The sequence below is a fragment of the Cryobacterium sp. LW097 genome (assembly GCF_002205495.2).
Lineage (GTDB): Bacteria > Actinomycetota > Actinomycetes > Actinomycetales > Microbacteriaceae > Cryobacterium > Cryobacterium zongtaii.
In genome coordinates this window covers 3,332,862-3,351,268 of sequence record NZ_CP021992.1, presented here as the reverse complement: position 1 = coordinate 3,351,268, position 18,407 = coordinate 3,332,862, and the positions used below count along the sequence as shown (strand labels likewise).

Genomic DNA, 18,407 nt, shown 5'->3' with positions numbered 1-18,407 from the left:
GTGACCGCGTTTCCACCCCAGGCTAGGCTGCTGACGGGGCGCTTCGTGTGCCTGGAACCGCTCAGCCGGGCACACCTGCCCGAGCTGCATCGCGCCATCGCGCATCCGGCCGTCTTCGCCGGTGGTTACGGCGGCGGTCCGCACGGCCTACCCGCCGACCTCGATGATTTCGTGGCCTTCGCCCTCAATTACTACCAGTGGGATGCCCACCCCTACGCCGTTCGCGTCGTCTCCGGCCCACACGCCGGCAACCTGGTGGGCACCTCGACGCTGGGCGACATCGACCTGCCCAACGAGGCACTGCACCTGGGCTGGACCGCATACGCCCCGCAGGTCTGGGGCACCGCGGTGAACCCGGAGACCAAGCTGCTGATGCTCGGTGCCGCCTTCGACAGCGGCTTCGGCCGGGTCAAGATCCAGGCCGACGTGCTCAACTCGCGCTCCCGGGCCGCGATCCTGGGCATCGGCGCCCAGTTCGAGGGCATCAACCGGCGGGTGCAGCGCCGGGCGGACGGGTCCTGGCGGGATACCGCCGTGTACTCGGTTCTCGCCGACGAGTGGCCTGTCGTGCAGGCCGGGCTGCACAAACGACTCGACGTTTTCGGCGGCAAAGTCGTGGAGTACCGCGACCCGCGGGCACCCCGCCGTCGGGTCACACCCAGCTGATTTACGGTCATCCGCCCGCGATTTTCGGACATCACCGTCGGCGCGGGTCACGGTGCCCGCCGGGCACCGCGCCCGTGGGCTAGGGTCAGCGGGTGACTGATATTTCCAGCCCCAACAACCCCAGGGTGGCCCTGCAATTCCTCGGGATGGGGGTGGTCTGGGGCGCCAGCTTCCTGTTCATGAAGGTGGCACTCGACGGCGTGAGCTTCGGCCAGGTCGCCTGGTCACGCCTGGTCTTCGGGGGGCTCACGCTGGGCCTCATCGTGCTGGCCACCCGCCCGCGTCTGAACAATGGTCCGGTGCTGCCCCGGGAGGGCGTCGTCTGGCTGCATTTCCTGGTGATCGCGCTCACAGGATGCGTCGTGCCGCACCTGCTGTTCGCCTGGGCCGAGCAGTACGTGTCGTCGAGCCTGGCCAGCATCTACAACGCCGTCACGCCCATCATGACCGCGGTGATGGTCACCGCCGTGTTCAGGGTGGAGAAGCTCGCCCGCGACCAGGTGATCGGCGTGCTGATCGGCATCATGGGTGTGGTCGTGATCATCGCGCCATGGCAGTATTCGGAGCTGACCGGTGACCTGTGGGGCCAACTCGCCTGCCTGGGCGCGGCGCTCTGCTACGGCTTCACCTTCGGGTACACCCGCAAGCACCTCAGCGGCCGGCCCATCGCGGGCACCACCTTCGCCTTCCTGAACATCGGCCTGGCCGGCGTCGTGATGCTCGTGCTCACGCCCGTGCTCGCCTGGCAGCCGGTGTCCCTGACCATGCCGATCGTGCTCAGCCTGCTCACCCTCGGGGTGCTCGGCACCGGATTCGCGTACATCTGGCACATCAACGTCCTGCGGGCCTGGGGGCCGACGACCACCTCTACGGTGACCTACGTCACCCCGGTGGTCGGTGTGCTGCTCGGGGTGCTGGTGTTGGCCGAAACGTTCTCCTGGCACGAACCGGCCGGGGCCGTGCTTGTGCTGCTCGGCATCCTGCTAACCCAGAAACGGCTGCGGCTGCCGCTGGCGGTGCCTCGAACCGCTTCGTGAGCGGCGCCGCCCGGCGCGGGCATCCGGGCCGGTGCAATATCGTAAGGACATGGCTGTAAACGAGGAATTGCCCGCTGACGCGGGGCAGGACGCGATCAACGAGTTGCAGAGCATCCGCCAGAGCATCGACAACATCGATGCCGCGCTCATTCACCTGCTCGCCGAGCGGTTCAAGTTCACCCAGAGCGTGGGAAGGCTGAAGGCCGAGCACGGTCTGCCCCCGGCCGACCCGGCCCGGGAGTTCTTGCAGATCCAGCGCCTGCGCGGCCTGGCCGAGGACGCCAGACTGGACCCGGCGTTCGCCGAGAAGTTCCTCAATTTCATCATCGCCGAGGTCATCCACCACCACGAGAAGATCGCCGGCGACTCGTCCGGGGGCGCCAGGGCCGCGGGCGCAGCCGCGTCTCGCCCCGCCGACCCGGCCCACCCCTCCACCTCAGCGTGAGCTGGAACCCGCGCGCGCTGCCCGACCAGTCCGGGCGCACCTTCGTGGTCACGGGCGCCAACGCGGGCCTCGGCTACTTCACGAGCGAGCAGCTGGCCGGCGCCGGCGCCCACGTGGTGCTCGCTTGCCGCAACCCGGCCAAGGCCGCGGCCGCCATCGCCGCGATCCGCGGACGGGTGCCGGGAGCCTCCGTCTCCGCTCTCACCCTCGACGTGGCCGATCTCGGCTCGGTGCGCGGCGCCGCCGACCGGATACTCGAATTCCCGTGGCTGGACGGCCTCATCCTCAACGCCGGCATCGTGCACCCGCCGCAGGACCGCTCCGTGAGCCTGGACGGTGCCGAACTGGTGCTCGCCACCAATTACACCGGGCACTTCCTGCTCACCAGCCTCGCGCTGCCTGCCCTGCAGCGCACCCCCGGCAGCCGGGTGGTGTCGCTCGGCTCGATGATCTCCCGGCTGATGGACTCGTCGCTGGATGACCTGCAGCTGGAGGTCACCTACAACGGCTGGAAGGCCTACGCGCAGTCCAAGATCGCCATGCAGGTGTTCGGCTTCGAGCTCGACCGTCGCCTGCGCGCTGCCGGCCAGGGCGGCCCCGACGGCGTGCAGAGCCTGGTGTCGCACCCCGGTTACTCGATCTCTGGACTCACCCCCGGCATCCGCGGGGTCAACGAGGTCAGCCGGACCAAACGCTTCGCCGACACCCTGCAGGGCTTCATCGGCGCCCAGAGCAAAGACGCCGGCGCCTGGCCCACGGTGCGCGCGGCGATCGACCCGGATGCCCGCGGAGGCCAGTACTACGGCCCGCGGTTCCTCACCCGGGGTGCGCCGGCCCTGCAGCACCCCACCCGCACCTCACTCGACCGTGGCATCGCCGAGCGCCTGTTCACCCGAACCGAGGCCCTCGTCGACCAGCCCTTCGCCCTGCCCGCACAACTCGGGCCGCTCTAGCCCTACTATCTCGCGAGAGCGGCCGCGTGGCTACCTCAGCGGGCTGAGGCAGCCACCTTCCCGCTTTCGCGACCCTTGAGTTTCCGAGAAACGACCACGGGGCCGCTTTCGTGCCTCAGGGGCGCCAGCCTGCGGCTTCCAGAGCCGTGGTGATCTTCCGCAGGGCGGGTGAGGGCGACATCCTCAGGTGCGATTTGTTGACGCGGATGACGCGCCAGCCGGCCTCCATGATCGCGTCAAGACGGTCAACGTCCCAGTGATATTGCTCCTCGTCCGCACGGTGCTGCTCGCCGTCATACTCCACCAGGACCCGGTACCCGCGAAAGACCAGATCTCCGGTCGCGATCTTGCGGCCGCGCCTGTCGAAAATCTCACCGTTGACCTCCGGTTCGGGTAGCCCGGCCCGCACGATCATCAGCCTGGTCGCTGTCTCCTTGGCTGAGTCCGTGCGGGGACGCACCGACTCGAACGCTTCACGCAGCCTTTTCGCACCCCGTTGCCCGGTGTAGCGCAACACGCCAGCGCGCAGCTCAGCCATGGTTGCCAGCGGCCGCTTGCGTCTCACCAGCGCATCTCCCACCTCAATCAGGGTGTCCAACGCCAACAGGGTGGACAGCTGACACCAGGTGTCGACCGGAGTCGTCACCGGCACTCCGCTTACGACGACGACCCGAACACGGTCGCGCTGCACGTGGTGCCCCACCACCCCGCGGCCGCCGTGCCGCAACCCGGCGATGTGTGTCGACACGTGCACGCGTGGGTCGCGGGCAAGGCGCGGTGGCAGCGGCAAGCCGTGGATCAGCGCCGCACTGGAGTGGCTGAAAAACTGCTCACTGCTGAGATGGGGCAGGTATGCGCGGACATGGGCGAGCGGGTCAGTCGGGTCCAGGGGCGGGGAGCGGATCCCGTAGTACGGCGTGGCCAGGTCGTCGCCACGCATCCGCGCTCGCGTGACGCCTTCGGCCAACCCTTCTTGATGGCTGAATGCACGACCTCGTAGAGCCGTAGGTATCTCGGTGCGCCGCTTCATCCCCAGAGGATGCACCTAGGCTCCCTCGCCGCGCCGAACTTATCCCCAGCCCGCGCCCGGCATCCCGCGAGAGCGGTCGTGTGGCTGCTTCATCCCTGTGAGGCAGCCCTTTCGCCGCTCTCGCGGGAGGTGGGGGTAGGGGTGCTTTCGCGAGAGCGGTCGGGTGGCTGCTTCATCCCTGTGAGGCAGCCGTTTCACCGCTTTCGCGGGATACCGGACGCGGACCGCCGCGTGCTCGGGGCATGCGGGCCTGGAATGCTGCGTTCTGCCGGGCGGGGCATTGCCCAGGCACCGCTCCGGGGGCAGGATGCCACCGTGCGGGGGTTCGTCGAACCGGTGGTCCGCCACGGGCGGTGCAACGGGACGGACGGGCATGGGCGATCGGCTTGCGATCATCGGCGGCGGAATCGTAGGGGTCGCTATCGCGCGGGCACTCGTATTACGTGGATTCGGCGACGTCACCGTGTTCGAGAAGGAAGACCGGCTTGCCGCGCACCAGACCGGGCGCAACTCGGGGGTGGTGCACGCCGGTCTCTACTATCAGCCGGGCACGCTCAAGGCGCGGTTGTGCGCCGCGGGCCGGATCAGCATCCGCGACTACTGTGCCGAGAAGAACCTGCCCTACCGGGAGGTGGGCAAGCTCGTCGTCGCGGTCGACGAGTCCGAGCTGGCCGCCCTGGCCGACATCGAGCGCCGGTCACTGGCCAACGGGGTGCCCGACCTGGCCCGCCTCGACGGGCTCGACCGCCTCCGTGAGATCGAACCATCCGTCGCGGGCATCGCCGCGGTGCACTCGCCGCACACCGCGGCCGTGGACTACGGCGCGATCACCGAGGCGATGGCCGAGGATGTCCGCAGCCACGGCGGCACCATCCTGACCGGCCACGAGGTCGTGGCGTTGCACATCGAAGGCCAGACCGTGCGGGTGCGCACGCGCGACTCCGAGTATCTCGTTGACCGAGTGATCGCCTGCGCCGGGCTGCAGTCCGACGTGGTGGCGCACCTGGTCGGCGCGGACCCGTCGCCGAAGATCCTGCCGTTCCGCGGTGAGTACTGGGCGCTGGCTGCCGCCCGCACCGACCTGGTGCGCGGCATGATCTACCCGGTGCCCGACCCTCGATTCCCGTTCCTCGGCGTGCACTTCACTCGCGGTGTCTACGATGACGTGCACGTGGGGCCCAACGCGGTGCCGGCGCTCGCCCGTGAGGGCTACACCTGGCTGACCATCTCACCGAAAGACACCTGGGACTCGCTGCGCTGGCCGGGGGCCGGCACTCTCGCGAAACAGCACTGGCGGATGGGACTGGACGAGATCAGCGGCTCCCTGCTGAAACCGTTGTACTACCGCAAGGCCCGCCGGTTCATCCCCGAACTCAGGATGAACGACCTCACGAGCAAGACCGCCGCCGGGGTGCGCGCCCAGGCCTGGGGCCGGGACGGCGCCCTTCTGGACGATTTCGCGGTCGACCAGGTCGGCCCGGTCACCCTGTTGCGGAACGCCCCGTCACCGGCCGCGACGTCGTCGATGGCGATCGCCGATCACCTGATCGAACACTACGTTTTCGCCCGCACGACCGACTAGCCGACGGGGCGGGGCACCCTCGCCGGCGCTCGCTGCCCCTCTGCTGGCGCTACCCGCCACGGACGGGGCGGCAAAGACCTGCCTACTCGCTGAGGTTGTCGCTGAGGATCTCGAGCACGGCCGAGCGAGTCACCCGGGCGCGGTCGCCCAGGCGGGCCGCCACCACCTCCACCAGCGCTTCGATCAGGATCACATGCGGCACCCGCGACGTGTGCTCGAGTTCGTGCCGGAAGGTACCCCGGGCCGGCGCCACAACCAGGGCGACGTCGGCCAGGCTGACCAGCGGCGAGGTGGCGAACGATGTGATGATCAGCACCGTCGCTCCGGTCTGCCGGGCCGCACGCGCGGCCTTGAGGCTCGCCTCGCTCGCACCGCTGCCGCTGATGATCAGCACCGCATCGGCCCCGGTCAACTGCCGGGCCGCGATCTGCTGCCCGATCGGGTCGGCCACGAACTCGGTGGGCCGGCCGATCGCGGTGAGCCGCATGCCCACGTCCAGCGCCAGCGGTGAGGACAGCCCGCTGGCCAGCGCCAGCAACCGTCCCGCCCCCACGATGGTGCTCACGGCCCGCTCCACAGCATCCTCACCGAGCACACTCGCGATGCGCGGCAGCGTCGCGGCCAGCGCGTCGATATCCGCGCGGATGGCGCCCAGCGCGGATTCGCCGTAGTCCCGCTCGCTCACCAGCGTCTGCGCGAGCTCCCGGGTGAGGGCCACCCGCAGCTGGGCGAAACCGCGGTAGCCCAGCTTCTGGCAGGTGCGGATGACGCTCGACCGAGCCACCCCGGCCCGGTCGGAGAGGTCCTGCGCGGTCATCTCCACCACGCCCTCGGCGTCGGAGAGGATCAACCCGACCACGCTGAGCTCGCTGGGCTGCAGGGAATTTTGCACGGTGGCGATGCGGGTCGTCACAGTGGCGTCGTCGTTACCGGTCCAGCTCACGAACGGATGCTCCTTCGGTTATGCGCCGGCGCAGGGCGCCGGACACGGCATCGATGCTCATCGTCACGACAACCACCACGAGGAGCAGCATCCCCACCGTCGACCACTCGCGATACTGAGTGTACGAGGTGAGCATGTCGCCGATGCCGCCGACACCGATCAGGCCGAGTATTGCGGATGCGCGCACGTTGATCTCGAATCGGTACAACCAGAACGAGATGAAGTCGGGCATCGCCTGGGGCCAGACGCCCCAACGGATCACCTCCGGGGTCGACCCGCCCGCCGCGCGCACGGCCTCGAGGGGCCCGGGGTCGACACCCTCGATGGCCTCGTACCCCCACTTGCCCAGCGTGCCGACGCTGTTCACGGCCAGCGCGAGCGCCCCGGTAAGCGGTGTCAGGCCGGTCACCGAGAGGATGGCGATGGCGATGATGATCTCCGGCACCGCCCGGATGACCGAGAACAAGAGGCGCAACGCGCCACGGGCCGGTGCGGGGGCGAAACCGCGCGCGGCGAGAAAGCTCAGCGGCAGCGAAATCACCAGGCCGATGACCGTGCCCACCCAGGCCATCTGCACGGAGCGCCAGGTCTGCAGCAGCGCCTCGCCGATTTTGTCCCAGTTCGGATTGGCGAACATCAGCCAGAGATAGCGCACGATCTCGCCGGGCAGGCTGCCCAGCCTGGCCCAGTTGATGTCGACCGACCAGAACGCGACGATCACGATGACCGTCACCACGACGGCGGCGGTCAGCCGGCCCCGCGAACTGGGCTTGGCCGGCAACACGAGGGCGCGGGGGGCGGGCGGGGAGGAGATGAGAGCGGTCATACCAGCCTCCGTCGGATAGCGGCGCTGACCGAGTCGATGACGACGACCACCACGAGAATCTCGAGGATGATCAGCGACAGCTGGTCATAGCGGTAGAAGGTGCGCACGGCGTCGATGAGCAGGCCGAGCCCGCCCGCGCCCACGAGGCCGAGCACTGTCGAGGCGCGCACGTTGAGTTCGAGCACATACAGGGTTTGGTTCACGAACGCGGGCCAGGCATCCGTCAGCGCGATGGCGCGGTTGATCTGCAGCTGGCTGCCGCCGGCGGCGCGGCCGGCTTCGAGCGGTCCGGCGTCGTTCACCTCGATCGACTCCGACACCATTTTCACGATGATGCCCACGTTGAACAGCACCAGCGCGATAATGCCGGGCAGCGCGCCCACTCCCACCATCGCCACCAGCACGGATGCGTAGAGCAGGTCAGGAATCGACCGCACCGCGTTGAGCACGGTCTTGACCACACCGCGGGTGTACCGGTTCGGATTAGTCAGCCGCGCCGCCCAGAGGCTGAGCGGCAGCGAGACGACGGCCCCCACGAAAGTGGCGATCACGGCCATCTGCAGGGTCTCCACCAGGGGTGGAATGGTGCGCGGGAAGAACGTCCAGTCCGGTCGCAGCAGGGCGAGCACCTTGTCGGCGCCGTTCTGCCAGTTGCGCACTATCGCGTCGAAGCTGAACGCGATGCCCCACTGCGGACTCAGCGTGACTGCCGTGATGAGCAGCACCACGGCCAGGCCCAGCCAGGGTTTCCACCGTCCGCGCGGCTTCGGCGGTAGAACCAACGGTGCCAGGGCGCTCATCAGCCGAGCACATCCTCGTGTTGGATGGACCGGCCGTAGATGGTCTCGAACACGGCGTCGGAGGCGGTGGCGGCCGGGCCGTCGTAGACGACCTCGCCCGCGCGCAGCCCGATCAGCCGGGTGCCGTAGGTGCGGGCCAGGTCCAGCAGGTGCAGGTTGGTGAGCACCGTGATGCCCAGGTCCTGGTTGATCCGGCGCAGGTCCCGCATCACGCCGTGCGCGGTGGGCGGGTCCAGGCTGGCGACGGGTTCGTCGGCGAGCACCAGCTTGGGCTGTTGGGCCAGGGCGCGGGCGATGGCCACCCGCTGCTGCTGACCGCCCGAGAGCGTGGACGCGCGGTCATATGCCTTCGCGAGAATACCGACGCTGTTCAGCGCCTCGTAGGCGATCTGCTTGTCGTCTGCCCGGTAGAGGCCGAGCAGGGTGCGCCAGGTGGGTGTGTGGGCGAGCCGGCCCACGAGCACGTTGTTCAGCACGCTCGCGCGCCGGGCCAGGTTGAAGCCCTGGAAAATCATGCCTATCTCGCCGCGCAGCTGCCGTAGTTCCCGGCCGCGGGCGGTCTCCAGGTGGCGTTCGCCTACCTCGAGGGTGCCGGAGCTGATCGGCACGAGCCCGTTGATGGTGCGGATCAGGCTGCTCTTACCGGAGCCTGACAGTCCCACCACGGAGACCATCTCGCCGGCTTCGATGTTGAGGGACACGTCCTTCAGCGCGACGACCCCGTTGGGGTAGCGCACGTTGACGTCCCGCATCCGGATCGACCACGGCGCGGCGGCCGGGGTGTGCACCCCGGCCGCCGCGCTTTCGTGAAGGTCAGTCATCGGCTACTGCAGTCCCAGCTTCGTGGCCGCGTCGGCGACGACGGTGAGCGTCGACGGGTCGGCGGGCGCGAGCTTGGTGATGGAGTAGATCGAGGTGAGAACGGCGGAACCCTCTTCGGTGCTGGAGTAGTCGGCCAGGGCGGTGGTGATCTTCTCCTGCAGCTCGGGGGAGAGGCTCTCGGTGAGGGCCACGCCGTCGTTGGGGATCTCGTCGGTCAGTGCGAACACGACGACCTTCTCGCCCACGTCGGGCTTGTCCTTGGCCACGATGGTGCGGGCATCCCAGAAGCTGAAGCCCACTTCGGCGTCACCGTTGTAGACGGCGAGCACGGATGCGTCGTTGGTGGTCACCGGGATCTGCTCGATGTCGGCGTCGGTGTCCAGGCCCGCGTTCTTCAGTGCGAGGACCGGGTAGATGTAGCCGGCGGGCGAGCCCGGGCCGAGCAGGGCCACCTTGGCGCCGGTGACCTTCTTGATGGAGTCCAGCCCGGCCGGGCCGGCGAGGGCGTCTGCGCCGTTGCAGAACAGCATGCCGTCGCGCTCCACCGGGGTGTCGTCGCAGTACTTGTCGGGGTTGTTGGTCATGAACTGCGCCGGGTAGGTGATGTTGCCGTTACGTTCGGTCTGCAACACCACGGATGCGCCGTACATGTCGCTGGCCTGCCAGAGCTGCAGGGACGGTAGGAAGCCGATCTGAGCCTGGTCGGCGCCCATCGCCTCGACGGCGGCCTGGTAGTCCTTGGAGACGACGCCGGTGACGGGGATGCCGAGGGCCTCGGTGAGCATGTCGGTGAGGGGCTTGGCGGTGTCAACGAGCCCGGCCTGGTCCTGCGAGGGCACCAGGGCCAGGGTGAGCGAGGCGGGGTCGGCGGCCGGGGCGGGCGTGCTGTCCGCGGCCGAGTCGCTGGTGGCGCAGCCGGTGAGGGCGACAGCGGCGAAGGATGCCGCGGCGATGAGGGAGAGTGCTTTCTTGGGGATCACTGGTCAGCCTTTTCTGTGGTGAGAACGGTGGAGGGAAGGGTGCTGGAATTGGAGTCGAGCCAGCCGCGCAGAGCAGGGTAAAGCTCGTGCAGGTGTTCGGCCCGGTAGGTGGGGGTGGCGGGGGAGGGCCGGTGGGCGCCGACGAGGGCGGTGGTCGCTCCGCGACGATAGGCAGGCGCGAGGTCGTTCTCCCAGACGTCGCCGATGCTGGCGAGGTTGGTCGAGCTCGCTCCGACGGGCAACCTGGTGAGCAGGCTGTCCAGCAGCGGGTCGAATCCGGCGGGCTTGCCCACGTCGGTGTGCACGACATCGAACGCCCCGGTCAGACCGAGCGCGGCGAGGGCTTCGTCGATGCGGATGGCGGGGGCGTTGGTCGCGAGCACCAGGTAGGCAGCCGGGCGCGCCTCGGCGAGGAAATCCGCCAGGCCGGCCGGCGCGGTGACCGGAGCGGCGTTGGTGGCGAGCTGGTGCCTGCTGGCCAGGTACGCAGCGCTGCGGGCGCTCGCGCTAACGTCGTAATGCGCGGCCAGGAGGCGCACCAGGTCATACCCGTCGATCGGCTGCCCGTCCGGGCAGGTTGTCGCCGAGGGGGTGGCGGAGATGTTGTCTTCGAAGCGACCCAGGAAGTCGACGGCCTGTGCGGTGGGCAGCCCGCCGGCGATGAATCGTGCGTAGGAACGAATCGGTCCGTGCCCGAGGGAGACAGTCCCATCGAAGTCGAAGACCAACACCCGTTCGCGAAAAGCCACGTTTTACTCAATCCTGTTCCAGCGCCCCGGTGGACGCATGGTTCATGTTAGGAGTGTCGTATGGACCAAATGACCGCGCCAGGTGAACACCATGTAAACCTTCGGTCCCGGCCGGTTGGCGAGCTGTGCCTACGATGGGCAGATGATGTTCGAGCAGATCGCCCGCGATGCCGAGACCGGCCGTTTCGACGACTGGGCGCTGTCCACGGTGATCGACGAAAACGTCCAGTCCCCCGTGATCTCTAAGGCCGAGTTCCTCAGGCTGCATGCTGCGGCAGGGCTTGCAGCGACCTGGCCGATCGGCAACGCCGGCCTGTTACACGTCTACGGGTACCTCCTATCGACCGTGGTGACACCGTTCGGCCTCAAGGGCGACCGTTGGCGCAACGGAGAGCTGGCCGGCCATTTCAGTCTGGCGCCCACGGCATTCCTGCTCGACGCGGCGGATGCGGGAGGCCAGACGGTACTCGAGCGGGTGACGGATGCGGCGCTGCCGCACCTGGCGAACCCTGCGGGCTCCCGCGGCGACGTTCTGGTCATCGACGACGAGGTTCCCGGTGAGGCGACGTTCTTCCGCACGACCGTGGTGAGCGCACCCGGCCAGCCCGGCGCGGCCCTGATTTACGGCGTGAGTGAGGGCGACCGGATGCGCGTGGTCACGGCTTTCCCGCTGGCCCACCCGACCCCGGCGTCGCTGGACGCCCTCGCGGCGGAGCCGCCGCGGATGCGCTACAACGCCGCCCTGACCGCGCTTCCCCCGCTCACCGCGCTGCGCCGCCGTCCCTGAGGCGCGCACGGCCCCGCGCTCGCGGTCGCGGCTGCGCGCGAGAGCGGCCGATCGGTCGCCTCAGCGGTGCCGAAGCAACCCTTACCCTGCTTTCGCGGATGTTGCTCCCCGCGAGAGCGGCCGATCGGTTGCTTCAACTCGCCGAGGCGACCACACGCCCGCTTTCGTGGAGCTTGCCGCTCGCGAGAGGCGCAGCGGTTACGCGAACGCGTTCGGCAGGGTGCTGCGGTGACGGGACTGCAGCTCGGTCAGCGGCACCGTGAAGTAGTCCTGAATCTCCAGGACCGGGGCGGTGGCATCCGTCACGCCGATGCGCAGCACCGGGTAGTCACGGCCCTCGCAGAGACCCATGAACTTCACGTCGTCCTCACGCGGGACCGAGACCAGTACGCGGCCGGTCGACTCCGAGAACAGGGCCACGGATGCGTCGACGCCGTCGCGCTCGAGGATGTCGCCGAGCCAGACCCGCGCGCCGACACCGAAGCGGAGCACGGCCTCGGCGAGGGCCTGCGCGAGGCCACCCGTCGAAAGGTCGTGCGCGCTGTCGATGAGGGCCTCGATCGACGCGGCGTGCAGCAGGCCGGCGAGGTCGGCTTCACGGCCGAGGTCCACCACCGGCGGCCTGCCGCCGAGGTGGTCGTGCACCACTGCACTCCACGCGGAGCCGTCGAGCTCCTCGCGGGTGATGCCGAGCAGGTAGATGTTGTGTCCGTCGTCCTGCCAGCCGCTGGGCACCCGGCGGGCCACGTCGTCGATCACGCCGAGCACGGCCACGACCGGGGTCGGGTGGATCGGCTGGTCGCCGGTCTGGTTGTAGAACGAGACGTTGCCGCCGGTGACCGGGATCTCCAGCTCGAGGCAGCCATCCGCGAGGCCCTCAACGGCCTGGGAGAACTGCCACATGACCTCGGGGTTCTCCGGCGAGCCGAAGTTGAGGCAGTCGCTGATGCCCACCGGCACCGCGCCGGTGACGGCCACGTTGCGGTACGCCTCGGCCAGGGCCAGCTGCGCGCCGCGGTACGGGTCGAGCTGGCAGTAACGGCCGTTGGCGTCGGTGGAGATGACGAAGCCGAGGCCGGACTCTTCGTCGATGCGGATCATGCCGGCGTCGTCGGGGAAGGACAGGGCGGTGTTGCCCATCACGTACCGGTCGTACTGGTCGGTGATCCAGCTCGGGTCGGCCAGGTTGGGCGAGCCGAGCAGCGCGAGGAACTGCTCCTGCAGTGTCGCGGCATCCGTCGCCCGCGGCAGCGCAGAGGCGGAGTCGGCCTGCAGGGCGTCGATCCAGGTGGGGTAGGCCACCGGGCGGTCGTAGACCGGGCCGTCGACGGCGACGGTGCGCGGGTCGACGTTGACGATCTCTTCACCGTGGAAGTCGATGATCAGGCGGCCGGAGTCGGTGACCTCGCCGAGCACGCTGGTCTCCACGTCCCACTTCTCGACCACGGCGAGGAAGCCGGCGAGCTTCTCCGGCGTGACGACGGCCATCATGCGTTCCTGGCTCTCGCTCATCAGGATCTCTTCGGCCGTGAGCGAAGGGTCGCGCAGCAGCACCTTCTCCAGCTGGATGTACATGCCGCCGTCGCCGTTGGAGGCCAGCTCGCTGGTGGCGCAGGAGATTCCCGCGGCGCCCAGGTCCTGGATACCCTCGACGAGCTTCTCGCGGTAGAGCTCGAGGCAGCACTCGATGAGCACCTTCTCGGCGAACGGGTCGCCCACCTGCACGGCGGGGCGCTTGGTCGGGCCGCCCTCGCTGAAGGTGTCCGAGGCCAGAATGGAGGCGCCGCCGATGCCATCGCCGCCGGTGCGGGCTCCGAAGAGCACCACCTTGTTGCCGGCGCCCGAGGCGTTGGCCAGGTGCAGGTCCTCGTGGCGCAGCACGCCAACGGAGAGCGCGTTGACCAGCGGGTTGCCCTGATAGACCTTGTCGAACCAGGTCTCGCCGCCGATGTTGGGCAGGCCCAGGCAGTTGCCGTAGAAGCTGATGCCGGAGACCACACCGTGCACGACACGGGCGGTGTCGGGGTCGTTGATGTCGCCGAAGCGGAGCGCGTCCATCACGGCGACCGGGCGGGCGCCCATCGAGATGATGTCGCGCACGATGCCGCCGACGCCGGTCGCGGCGCCCTGGAACGGCTCGATGTAGGACGGGTGGTTGTGTGACTCGATCTTGAAGGTGACCGCCCAGCCCTCGCCGACGTCGAGAACGCCGGCGTTCTCGCCCATGCCCACCATCAGGTTCTTCTTCATGGCGGGGGAGACCTTGTCGCCGAACTGGCGCAGGTACTTCTTCGAGCTCTTGTATGAACAGTGCTCGCTCCACATGACGGAGTACATGGCGAGCTCACCCGACGTCGGGCGGCGGCCCAGGATGGTACGGATCTCGGCGTATTCGCCGGGCGTCAGCCCGAGGGCAGCGTACGGCTGCTCCTTCTCAGGAGTGTTGATCGCGTTGGTCACGGTGTCAGCGACGCCGCGGGAGGATGTATTGGAAACAGCGGTCACGAGTGGCGTTCTCCCAGAGATAGCGGATGCTTGACCCGCTTAGTCTACCGGGCGGGGTGTGCTTCGATCCGGATCCGAGCCCGCTCGAGCCTGGCTGCCGGCCCCGCGCGATCCGGGCCCGGCAGCCCGCGCCCGCGGTTGCGGACAACGCGCGCTACCCTCGAGCCATGACATTCGCGAATGTAGGCACGCTTGAGACAGTTCCCGGCAAGCGCGACGAGCTCGTCGCGCATCTCGTGCGCCGAAACGACAGCCTGGCTGTGGCCGGGTGCCTCTCCTACGAGGTCGGCGTAAACGACGACGAACCGAACTCAGTGTTCGTCGTGGAGCTCTGGGAGAACGCGGCAGCACACCGGGCGTCACTGGCTCTGCCCGAGGTGCAAGCCTCGATCGGCGCAGCCCGCCCGCTGCTCACAGGCACGTTCGGCGGCTTCCGCTTCGACGTCGTCGGGTCGCCGCTGCGCGACTGACGTCAGCGCCGGCCGGCGAGGGGGAGCGCGGTTAGGCGCCGCCGCCGGGCGGGCCCATCACGAGCAGGGTGGTGAACACGGCCACCAGGCCCACCACGAGCACGGATGCGAGCAGCACCGGTCGCGCCAGCCCCAACCGCAGCAGTCGGCTCACCAGGGTGTGGTCGCGGGGGTCGTCCGTGGCCTCCCGGCGCCAGGTGCCGTCGAGCAGGTCGCGGCGCTCGAGCCAGCGGTCGAACGGGATCGTCGCATACGGCACCACGGCGGTGGCCACGGCGAGCAACATCAGCCGGGGCCGCCAGCGCTGGTTCACGCCCACGAGCACGGCCGTGATCCCGTAGGCCAGGAACACCAGTCCGTGCACGAAGCCGCCCACCCGCACGGCGCCGTCACCGAAGTCGCCGGGGGTGAAGACGTACTTGAGCAGCATCGCGGTGATCAGGATGGTCCAGGTGATCGCCTCGGCGATGGACAGGATGCGGTAGAGCAGGCGGGGTGACACGGGGTGGGACTCCGTAAGACAGAGGTGGACAGGTAGGGTCCCAGCCTGTCATCTTCGTCTGAGCGGAGCATCCGTCGAAGGTTTGACCCTTCGTCAGACCACTGTGTCAGCATGAGGAGATGACGTACCTTCCCGCAGACACCCGTTACGACTCCATGCCCTACCGCCGCACCGGGCAGAGCGGCCTCAAGCTGCCCGCAATCTCGCTGGGCCTGTGGCAGAACTTCGGCGATGGCGCCCCGGTTGAGACGCAACGCGCCATCCTGCGCCGCGCCTTCGACCTCGGCATCACCCACTTCGACCTGGCCAACAACTACGGCCCGCCCTACGGCAGCGCCGAGACGAACTTCGGTCGCATCTTCGCCGAGGACTTCTCCGCCCACCGCGACGAGACCGTCATCTCCACCAAGGCCGGCTACGACATGTGGCCCGGACCATACGGTGACTTCGGCTCGCGCAAGTACCTGCTGTCCAGCCTCGATGCGTCGCTGAACCGGATGGGCCTGGACTACGTCGACATCTTCTACTCCCACCGCGCCGACCCGGACACCCCGCTCGAGGAGACCATGGGCGCGCTGCACACGGCCGTCACGAGCGGCCGGGCGCTGTACGCCGGCATCTCCTCGTACTCGCCCGAGCGCACCCGGCAGGCCGCCGAGATCCTCGCCGACCTCGGCACGCCGCTGCTGATCCACCAGCCGTCCTACTCGATGTTCAACCGCTGGGTCGAAGACGGCCTGCTCGACACCCTCGACGACCTCGGCGTCGGCTGCATCGCCTTCTCCCCGCTGGCCCAGGGGCTGCTCACCGACCGTTACCTGAACGGGGTGCCGGAGGGCTCCCGCGCGTCGCAGGCCGGTTCGATGAGCCGCGACATGGTGAACGATGCCACGGTGGGGCGTATCCGTGCCCTGACCGAGATCGCGGATGCGCGTGGCCAGTCGCTCGCGCAGCTCGCGCTGTCGTGGGTACTCAGGCGCCAGACCGTCACCTCGGCCCTCGTGGGGGCCTCCTCGGTCACGCAGCTGGAGACCAACGTCGCGGCGATCGACAACCTCGTCTTCACCGACGAGGAGATCGCCGCGATCGACGCACATGCCGTGGACCTGGGCATCAACCTCTGGGAGCCGTCCAGCGCCGTCTAGTTGTACTGCCCAGGCAGGTTAGTTAACCGCGTGATCGGTGGCTTGCCTCCGATGGCGGTGTGGTGCCTGTGGTGATTGTATTCGTGGAGCCATGCTGGCAGTGCTGCTCGGCGGGCTGATTCGCTGTTGTAGTGGCGGGAGAACGCCCAGCCGTCGGCGAGGGTGCGGTGGAAGCGTTCGATCTTCCCGTTGGTCTGTGGCCGGTAGGGGCGGGTCTTCTTGACCTTGATGCCAAGCTCGGCGCAGGTGTCGCGCCAGGCGTGGGATCGGTATGCGGAGCCGTTGTCGGAAAGGACACGTTCGACGGTGACACCGCGCGCTTCGAACCAGGACACGGCTCGTTTCAAGACGCCGACGGCGGTCTCGGCTTTCTCGTCGCCGTGGATCTCGGCATAAGCGACCCGGGAGTGGTCGTCGATCACGGTGTGGACGAACGCTGTTCCCAGAAGCTCGTGGTGATGTCTGTTCCGGGTGGTGCCTGGGGTCGATTGCCGGTTCTTGGCTCCTTGTTGCCGTCCGACATAGCGGTGGCCGCCGCCGTCCGGGATGTTGCCGATCTTCTTCACGTCAACATGGATCATCGCGCCGGGTCTCTCGTGCTCGTAGCGGCGGACCGGCTCGCCGGTACGGACGTCGACATGCCGCAGCCTGTTGAGGCGGCAGCGGGTCAACACCGCGTGAACGGTCGAGGCCGGCATCTCGAGACGGGCGCCGATCCCAACGGGCCCGAGGCGCTTCTTCCAGCGCAGATGCACGACCTTCCGCACCAGCTCCGGGCGAGTCTTTGTGGGGCTGCGGTGCGGGCGCGATGAACGATCCTGCATGCCGTCGCGGCCCATCGCCGCGTACCGGTCGGCCCACCGCTTCGCGGTCGGCCATGACACGTGGAAGAACACCGCTGCATGGGCGACAGGCCAGCCGTCATCGACGACCAGCCTTCCGATCCGCAGACGTTGAACCGGGGTGAGAGCAGCATTAGCGTGAGACACGAGGACCTCCGGACGGGTTGGGGAACTAGACAGCTCCACCCTCCACCGGAGGTCTTCGTCATTTCAAGACGTCACACATCAACCAACGTCCCTGGGCAGTACATCTAGTCAGCGCCGTCTACTCCACCGAGTTGCCCCTTAACGGACGAATTGCCCCGGCGCACCGGGGCAACTCGTCCGAAACAGGGCAACTCGGCCCCGAGAAAACTACGCGTTGACCAGCGAACGCTCGATCACCGAGGTGAAGAACGCGAGCCCGTCCACGCCGCTGCGCATCGCGGCAGCGGTGTCGGGGCCGAAGCCGGGCTCCACGGCATGCTCGGGGTGCGGCATCAGGCCAACGACGTTGCCGCGGGCATTGCTGATGCCGGCGATCTCGTTGAGCGAGCCGTTCGGGTTCACGTCGAGGTAGCGGGCGATCACGCGGCCCTCGCCCTCGAGGCGGGCCAGGGTGTCGGCGGAGGCGATGAAGCCGCCCTCGCCGTTCTTCAGCGGGATGGTGATCTCCTGGTCGGCGGTGAAGCCGTTGGTCCAGGCGGTGTCGGTGTTCTCGATGCGCAGGCGCTGGTCGCGGCAGATGAACGCGCCGGCCTCATTGCGGATCAGCCCGCCCTCGAGCAGGTGCGCCTCGGTGAGCATCTGGAAGCCGTTGCAGATGCCGAGCACGGGCATCCCCTTGTTCGCGGCGTCGATGACCTCGGCCATGATCGGCGACAGGCTGGCGATCGCACCGCAGCGCAGGTAGTCGCCGTAGCTGAACCCACCGGGCAGCACGAGGGCGTCCACGCCGTGCAGGTCGTGCTCGCCGTGCCACAGGGCCACCGGCGTCGCGCCGGCCAGGCGGATGGCGCGCTGGGCGTCGCGGTCGTCGAGCGAGCCCGGGAAGGTGACGACGCCGATGCGCATCAGTGCGTTTCCCCGGCGGCGACCTCGAGCACGAAGATGCTGGTGACGTCCTCGATCACGGAGTTGGACAGCACGGTGTCGGCGAGTTCCTGCACCTCGGCGAGCAGCGCGGCGTCCGCGGGGCCCTCCACGGTGAGTTCGAACCGCTTGCCGACGCGCACGCCGGTGAACTCGGTCTTGCCGAGGCGGCGGAGGGCGCCGGCGACGGCCTTGCCCTGGGGATCGAGCAGTTCTGCCTTGGGCATAACTTCTACGACGATGGTTGGCATG

At 68.6% G+C, this 18,407-nt stretch carries 20 protein-coding genes; 8 read left to right on the top strand and 12 right to left on the bottom strand.

The features are described from left to right. The 4 genes from B7495_RS15690 to B7495_RS15675 all read left to right on the top strand — a co-directional run bounded on the left by B7495_RS15690 (position 1) and on the right by B7495_RS15675 (position 3,101). The gene (locus tag B7495_RS15690) at positions 1-666 is read left to right on the top strand and encodes a GNAT family N-acetyltransferase (RefSeq protein WP_088457402.1); all 666 of its coding nucleotides are present in this window, start codon (positions 1-3) and stop codon (positions 664-666) included. A 92-nt stretch (positions 667-758) separates the two neighbouring features. Continuing rightward, complete coding sequence (locus tag B7495_RS15685) at positions 759-1,703, top strand: DMT family transporter (RefSeq protein WP_370028191.1); 945 nt, start codon at positions 759-761, stop codon at positions 1,701-1,703. Between the two features lie 49 nt (positions 1,704-1,752). Continuing rightward, positions 1,753-2,148 (top strand): chorismate mutase, encoded by a 396-nt coding sequence (locus B7495_RS15680; RefSeq protein WP_088457401.1) that lies wholly within the window; start codon positions 1,753-1,755, stop codon positions 2,146-2,148. Next, positions 2,145-3,101, top strand: coding sequence for an SDR family NAD(P)-dependent oxidoreductase (locus tag B7495_RS15675; protein ID WP_088457400.1), 957 nt, complete (start codon positions 2,145-2,147; stop codon positions 3,099-3,101). Before B7495_RS15680 ends, B7495_RS15675 begins: the two co-directional genes overlap by 4 nt. A 115-nt stretch (positions 3,102-3,216) precedes the next feature. Here B7495_RS15675 and B7495_RS15670 read toward each other — a convergent pair whose 3' ends face one another. Beyond that, positions 3,217-4,131: an endonuclease domain-containing protein gene (locus B7495_RS15670; RefSeq protein ID WP_088457399.1), complete on the bottom strand. Its 915-nt coding sequence runs from the start codon at positions 4,129-4,131 to the stop codon at positions 3,217-3,219. A 373-nt stretch (positions 4,132-4,504) separates the two neighbouring features. Between B7495_RS15670 and lhgO the strand changes: the two genes are divergently transcribed. Further along, on the top strand, positions 4,505-5,713 hold the full coding sequence (gene lhgO / locus B7495_RS15665) for an L-2-hydroxyglutarate oxidase (protein WP_088457398.1): 1,209 nt from the start codon (positions 4,505-4,507) through the stop codon (positions 5,711-5,713). Between the two features lie 82 nt (positions 5,714-5,795). Here the strand turns inward: lhgO and B7495_RS15660 are convergent, their stop codons facing one another. The 6 genes from B7495_RS15660 to B7495_RS15635 are packed head-to-tail and all read right to left on the bottom strand — an operon-like array spanning position 5,796 to position 10,833. Next, complete coding sequence (locus B7495_RS15660) at positions 5,796-6,656, bottom strand: MurR/RpiR family transcriptional regulator (protein ID WP_088457397.1); 861 nt, start codon at positions 6,654-6,656, stop codon at positions 5,796-5,798. Next, positions 6,640-7,482 (bottom strand): phosphonate ABC transporter, permease protein PhnE, encoded by an 843-nt coding sequence (phnE, locus tag B7495_RS15655; protein WP_088457396.1) that lies wholly within the window; start codon positions 7,480-7,482, stop codon positions 6,640-6,642. Before phnE (B7495_RS15655) ends, B7495_RS15660 begins: the two co-directional genes overlap by 17 nt. Continuing rightward, on the bottom strand, positions 7,479-8,282 hold the full coding sequence (phnE, locus tag B7495_RS15650; protein WP_088457395.1) for a phosphonate ABC transporter, permease protein PhnE: 804 nt from the start codon (positions 8,280-8,282) through the stop codon (positions 7,479-7,481). Before phnE (B7495_RS15650) ends, phnE (B7495_RS15655) begins: the two co-directional genes overlap by 4 nt. After that, complete coding sequence (gene phnC, locus B7495_RS15645) at positions 8,282-9,103, bottom strand: phosphonate ABC transporter ATP-binding protein (protein ID WP_088457394.1); 822 nt, start codon at positions 9,101-9,103, stop codon at positions 8,282-8,284. Before phnC ends, phnE (B7495_RS15650) begins: the two co-directional genes overlap by 1 nt. A gap of 3 nt (positions 9,104-9,106) precedes the next feature. Further along, a complete protein-coding gene (gene phnD, locus B7495_RS15640; RefSeq protein ID WP_370028188.1) occupies positions 9,107-10,084 on the bottom strand; it encodes a phosphate/phosphite/phosphonate ABC transporter substrate-binding protein in 978 nt (325 codons plus the stop codon). After that, positions 10,081-10,833 carry an HAD family hydrolase gene (locus tag B7495_RS15635; protein WP_205748686.1) on the bottom strand — a complete coding sequence of 251 codons (753 nt, stop codon included), beginning with the start codon at positions 10,831-10,833 and terminating at the stop codon, positions 10,081-10,083. The genes phnD and B7495_RS15635 overlap by 4 nt, the downstream gene beginning before the upstream one ends. Positions 10,834-10,975: 142 nt before the next feature. On the opposite strand from B7495_RS15635, the gene B7495_RS15630 reads away from it, so the two are divergent. Further along, entirely contained in the window at positions 10,976-11,620 is a 645-nt protein-coding gene (locus B7495_RS15630; RefSeq protein ID WP_088457392.1) for an amino acid deaminase, read from the top strand. 198 nt (positions 11,621-11,818) lie between these two features. Here the strand turns inward: B7495_RS15630 and purL are convergent, their stop codons facing one another. Further along, the gene (gene purL / locus B7495_RS15625; protein ID WP_088457391.1) at positions 11,819-14,125 is read right to left on the bottom strand and encodes a phosphoribosylformylglycinamidine synthase subunit PurL; all 2,307 of its coding nucleotides are present in this window, start codon (positions 14,123-14,125) and stop codon (positions 11,819-11,821) included. A gap of 167 nt (positions 14,126-14,292) precedes the next feature. Here purL and B7495_RS15620 point away from each other — a divergent pair, with 167 nt between their 5' ends. Beyond that, positions 14,293-14,595 carry a putative quinol monooxygenase gene (locus B7495_RS15620; protein WP_088457390.1) on the top strand — a complete coding sequence of 101 codons (303 nt, stop codon included), beginning with the start codon at positions 14,293-14,295 and terminating at the stop codon, positions 14,593-14,595. A gap of 31 nt (positions 14,596-14,626) precedes the next feature. Here B7495_RS15620 and B7495_RS15615 read toward each other — a convergent pair whose 3' ends face one another. Next, entirely contained in the window at positions 14,627-15,097 is a 471-nt protein-coding gene (locus B7495_RS15615; RefSeq protein ID WP_088457389.1) for a DUF3817 domain-containing protein, read from the bottom strand. A gap of 119 nt (positions 15,098-15,216) precedes the next feature. Between B7495_RS15615 and mgrA the strand changes: the two genes are divergently transcribed. Further along, entirely contained in the window at positions 15,217-16,242 is a 1,026-nt protein-coding gene (gene mgrA, locus B7495_RS15610; RefSeq protein ID WP_088457388.1) for an L-glyceraldehyde 3-phosphate reductase, read from the top strand. Here mgrA and B7495_RS15605 read toward each other — a convergent pair. The 3 genes from B7495_RS15605 to purS form a co-directional block, all read right to left on the bottom strand. Beyond that, positions 16,239-17,231, bottom strand: a complete 993-nt coding sequence (locus B7495_RS15605; RefSeq protein ID WP_088457387.1) for an IS481 family transposase — start codon at positions 17,229-17,231, stop codon at positions 16,239-16,241. The genes mgrA and B7495_RS15605 overlap by 4 nt on opposite strands. Positions 17,232-17,438: 207 nt before the next feature. Continuing rightward, positions 17,439-18,137 (bottom strand): phosphoribosylformylglycinamidine synthase subunit PurQ, encoded by a 699-nt coding sequence (gene purQ / locus B7495_RS15600; RefSeq protein WP_088457386.1) that lies wholly within the window; start codon positions 18,135-18,137, stop codon positions 17,439-17,441. Next, positions 18,137-18,406 carry a phosphoribosylformylglycinamidine synthase subunit PurS gene (purS, locus tag B7495_RS15595; protein ID WP_088457385.1) on the bottom strand — a complete coding sequence of 90 codons (270 nt, stop codon included), beginning with the start codon at positions 18,404-18,406 and terminating at the stop codon, positions 18,137-18,139. Before purS ends, purQ begins: the two co-directional genes overlap by 1 nt. Between the last annotated feature and the right edge of the window lies 1 nt (position 18,407).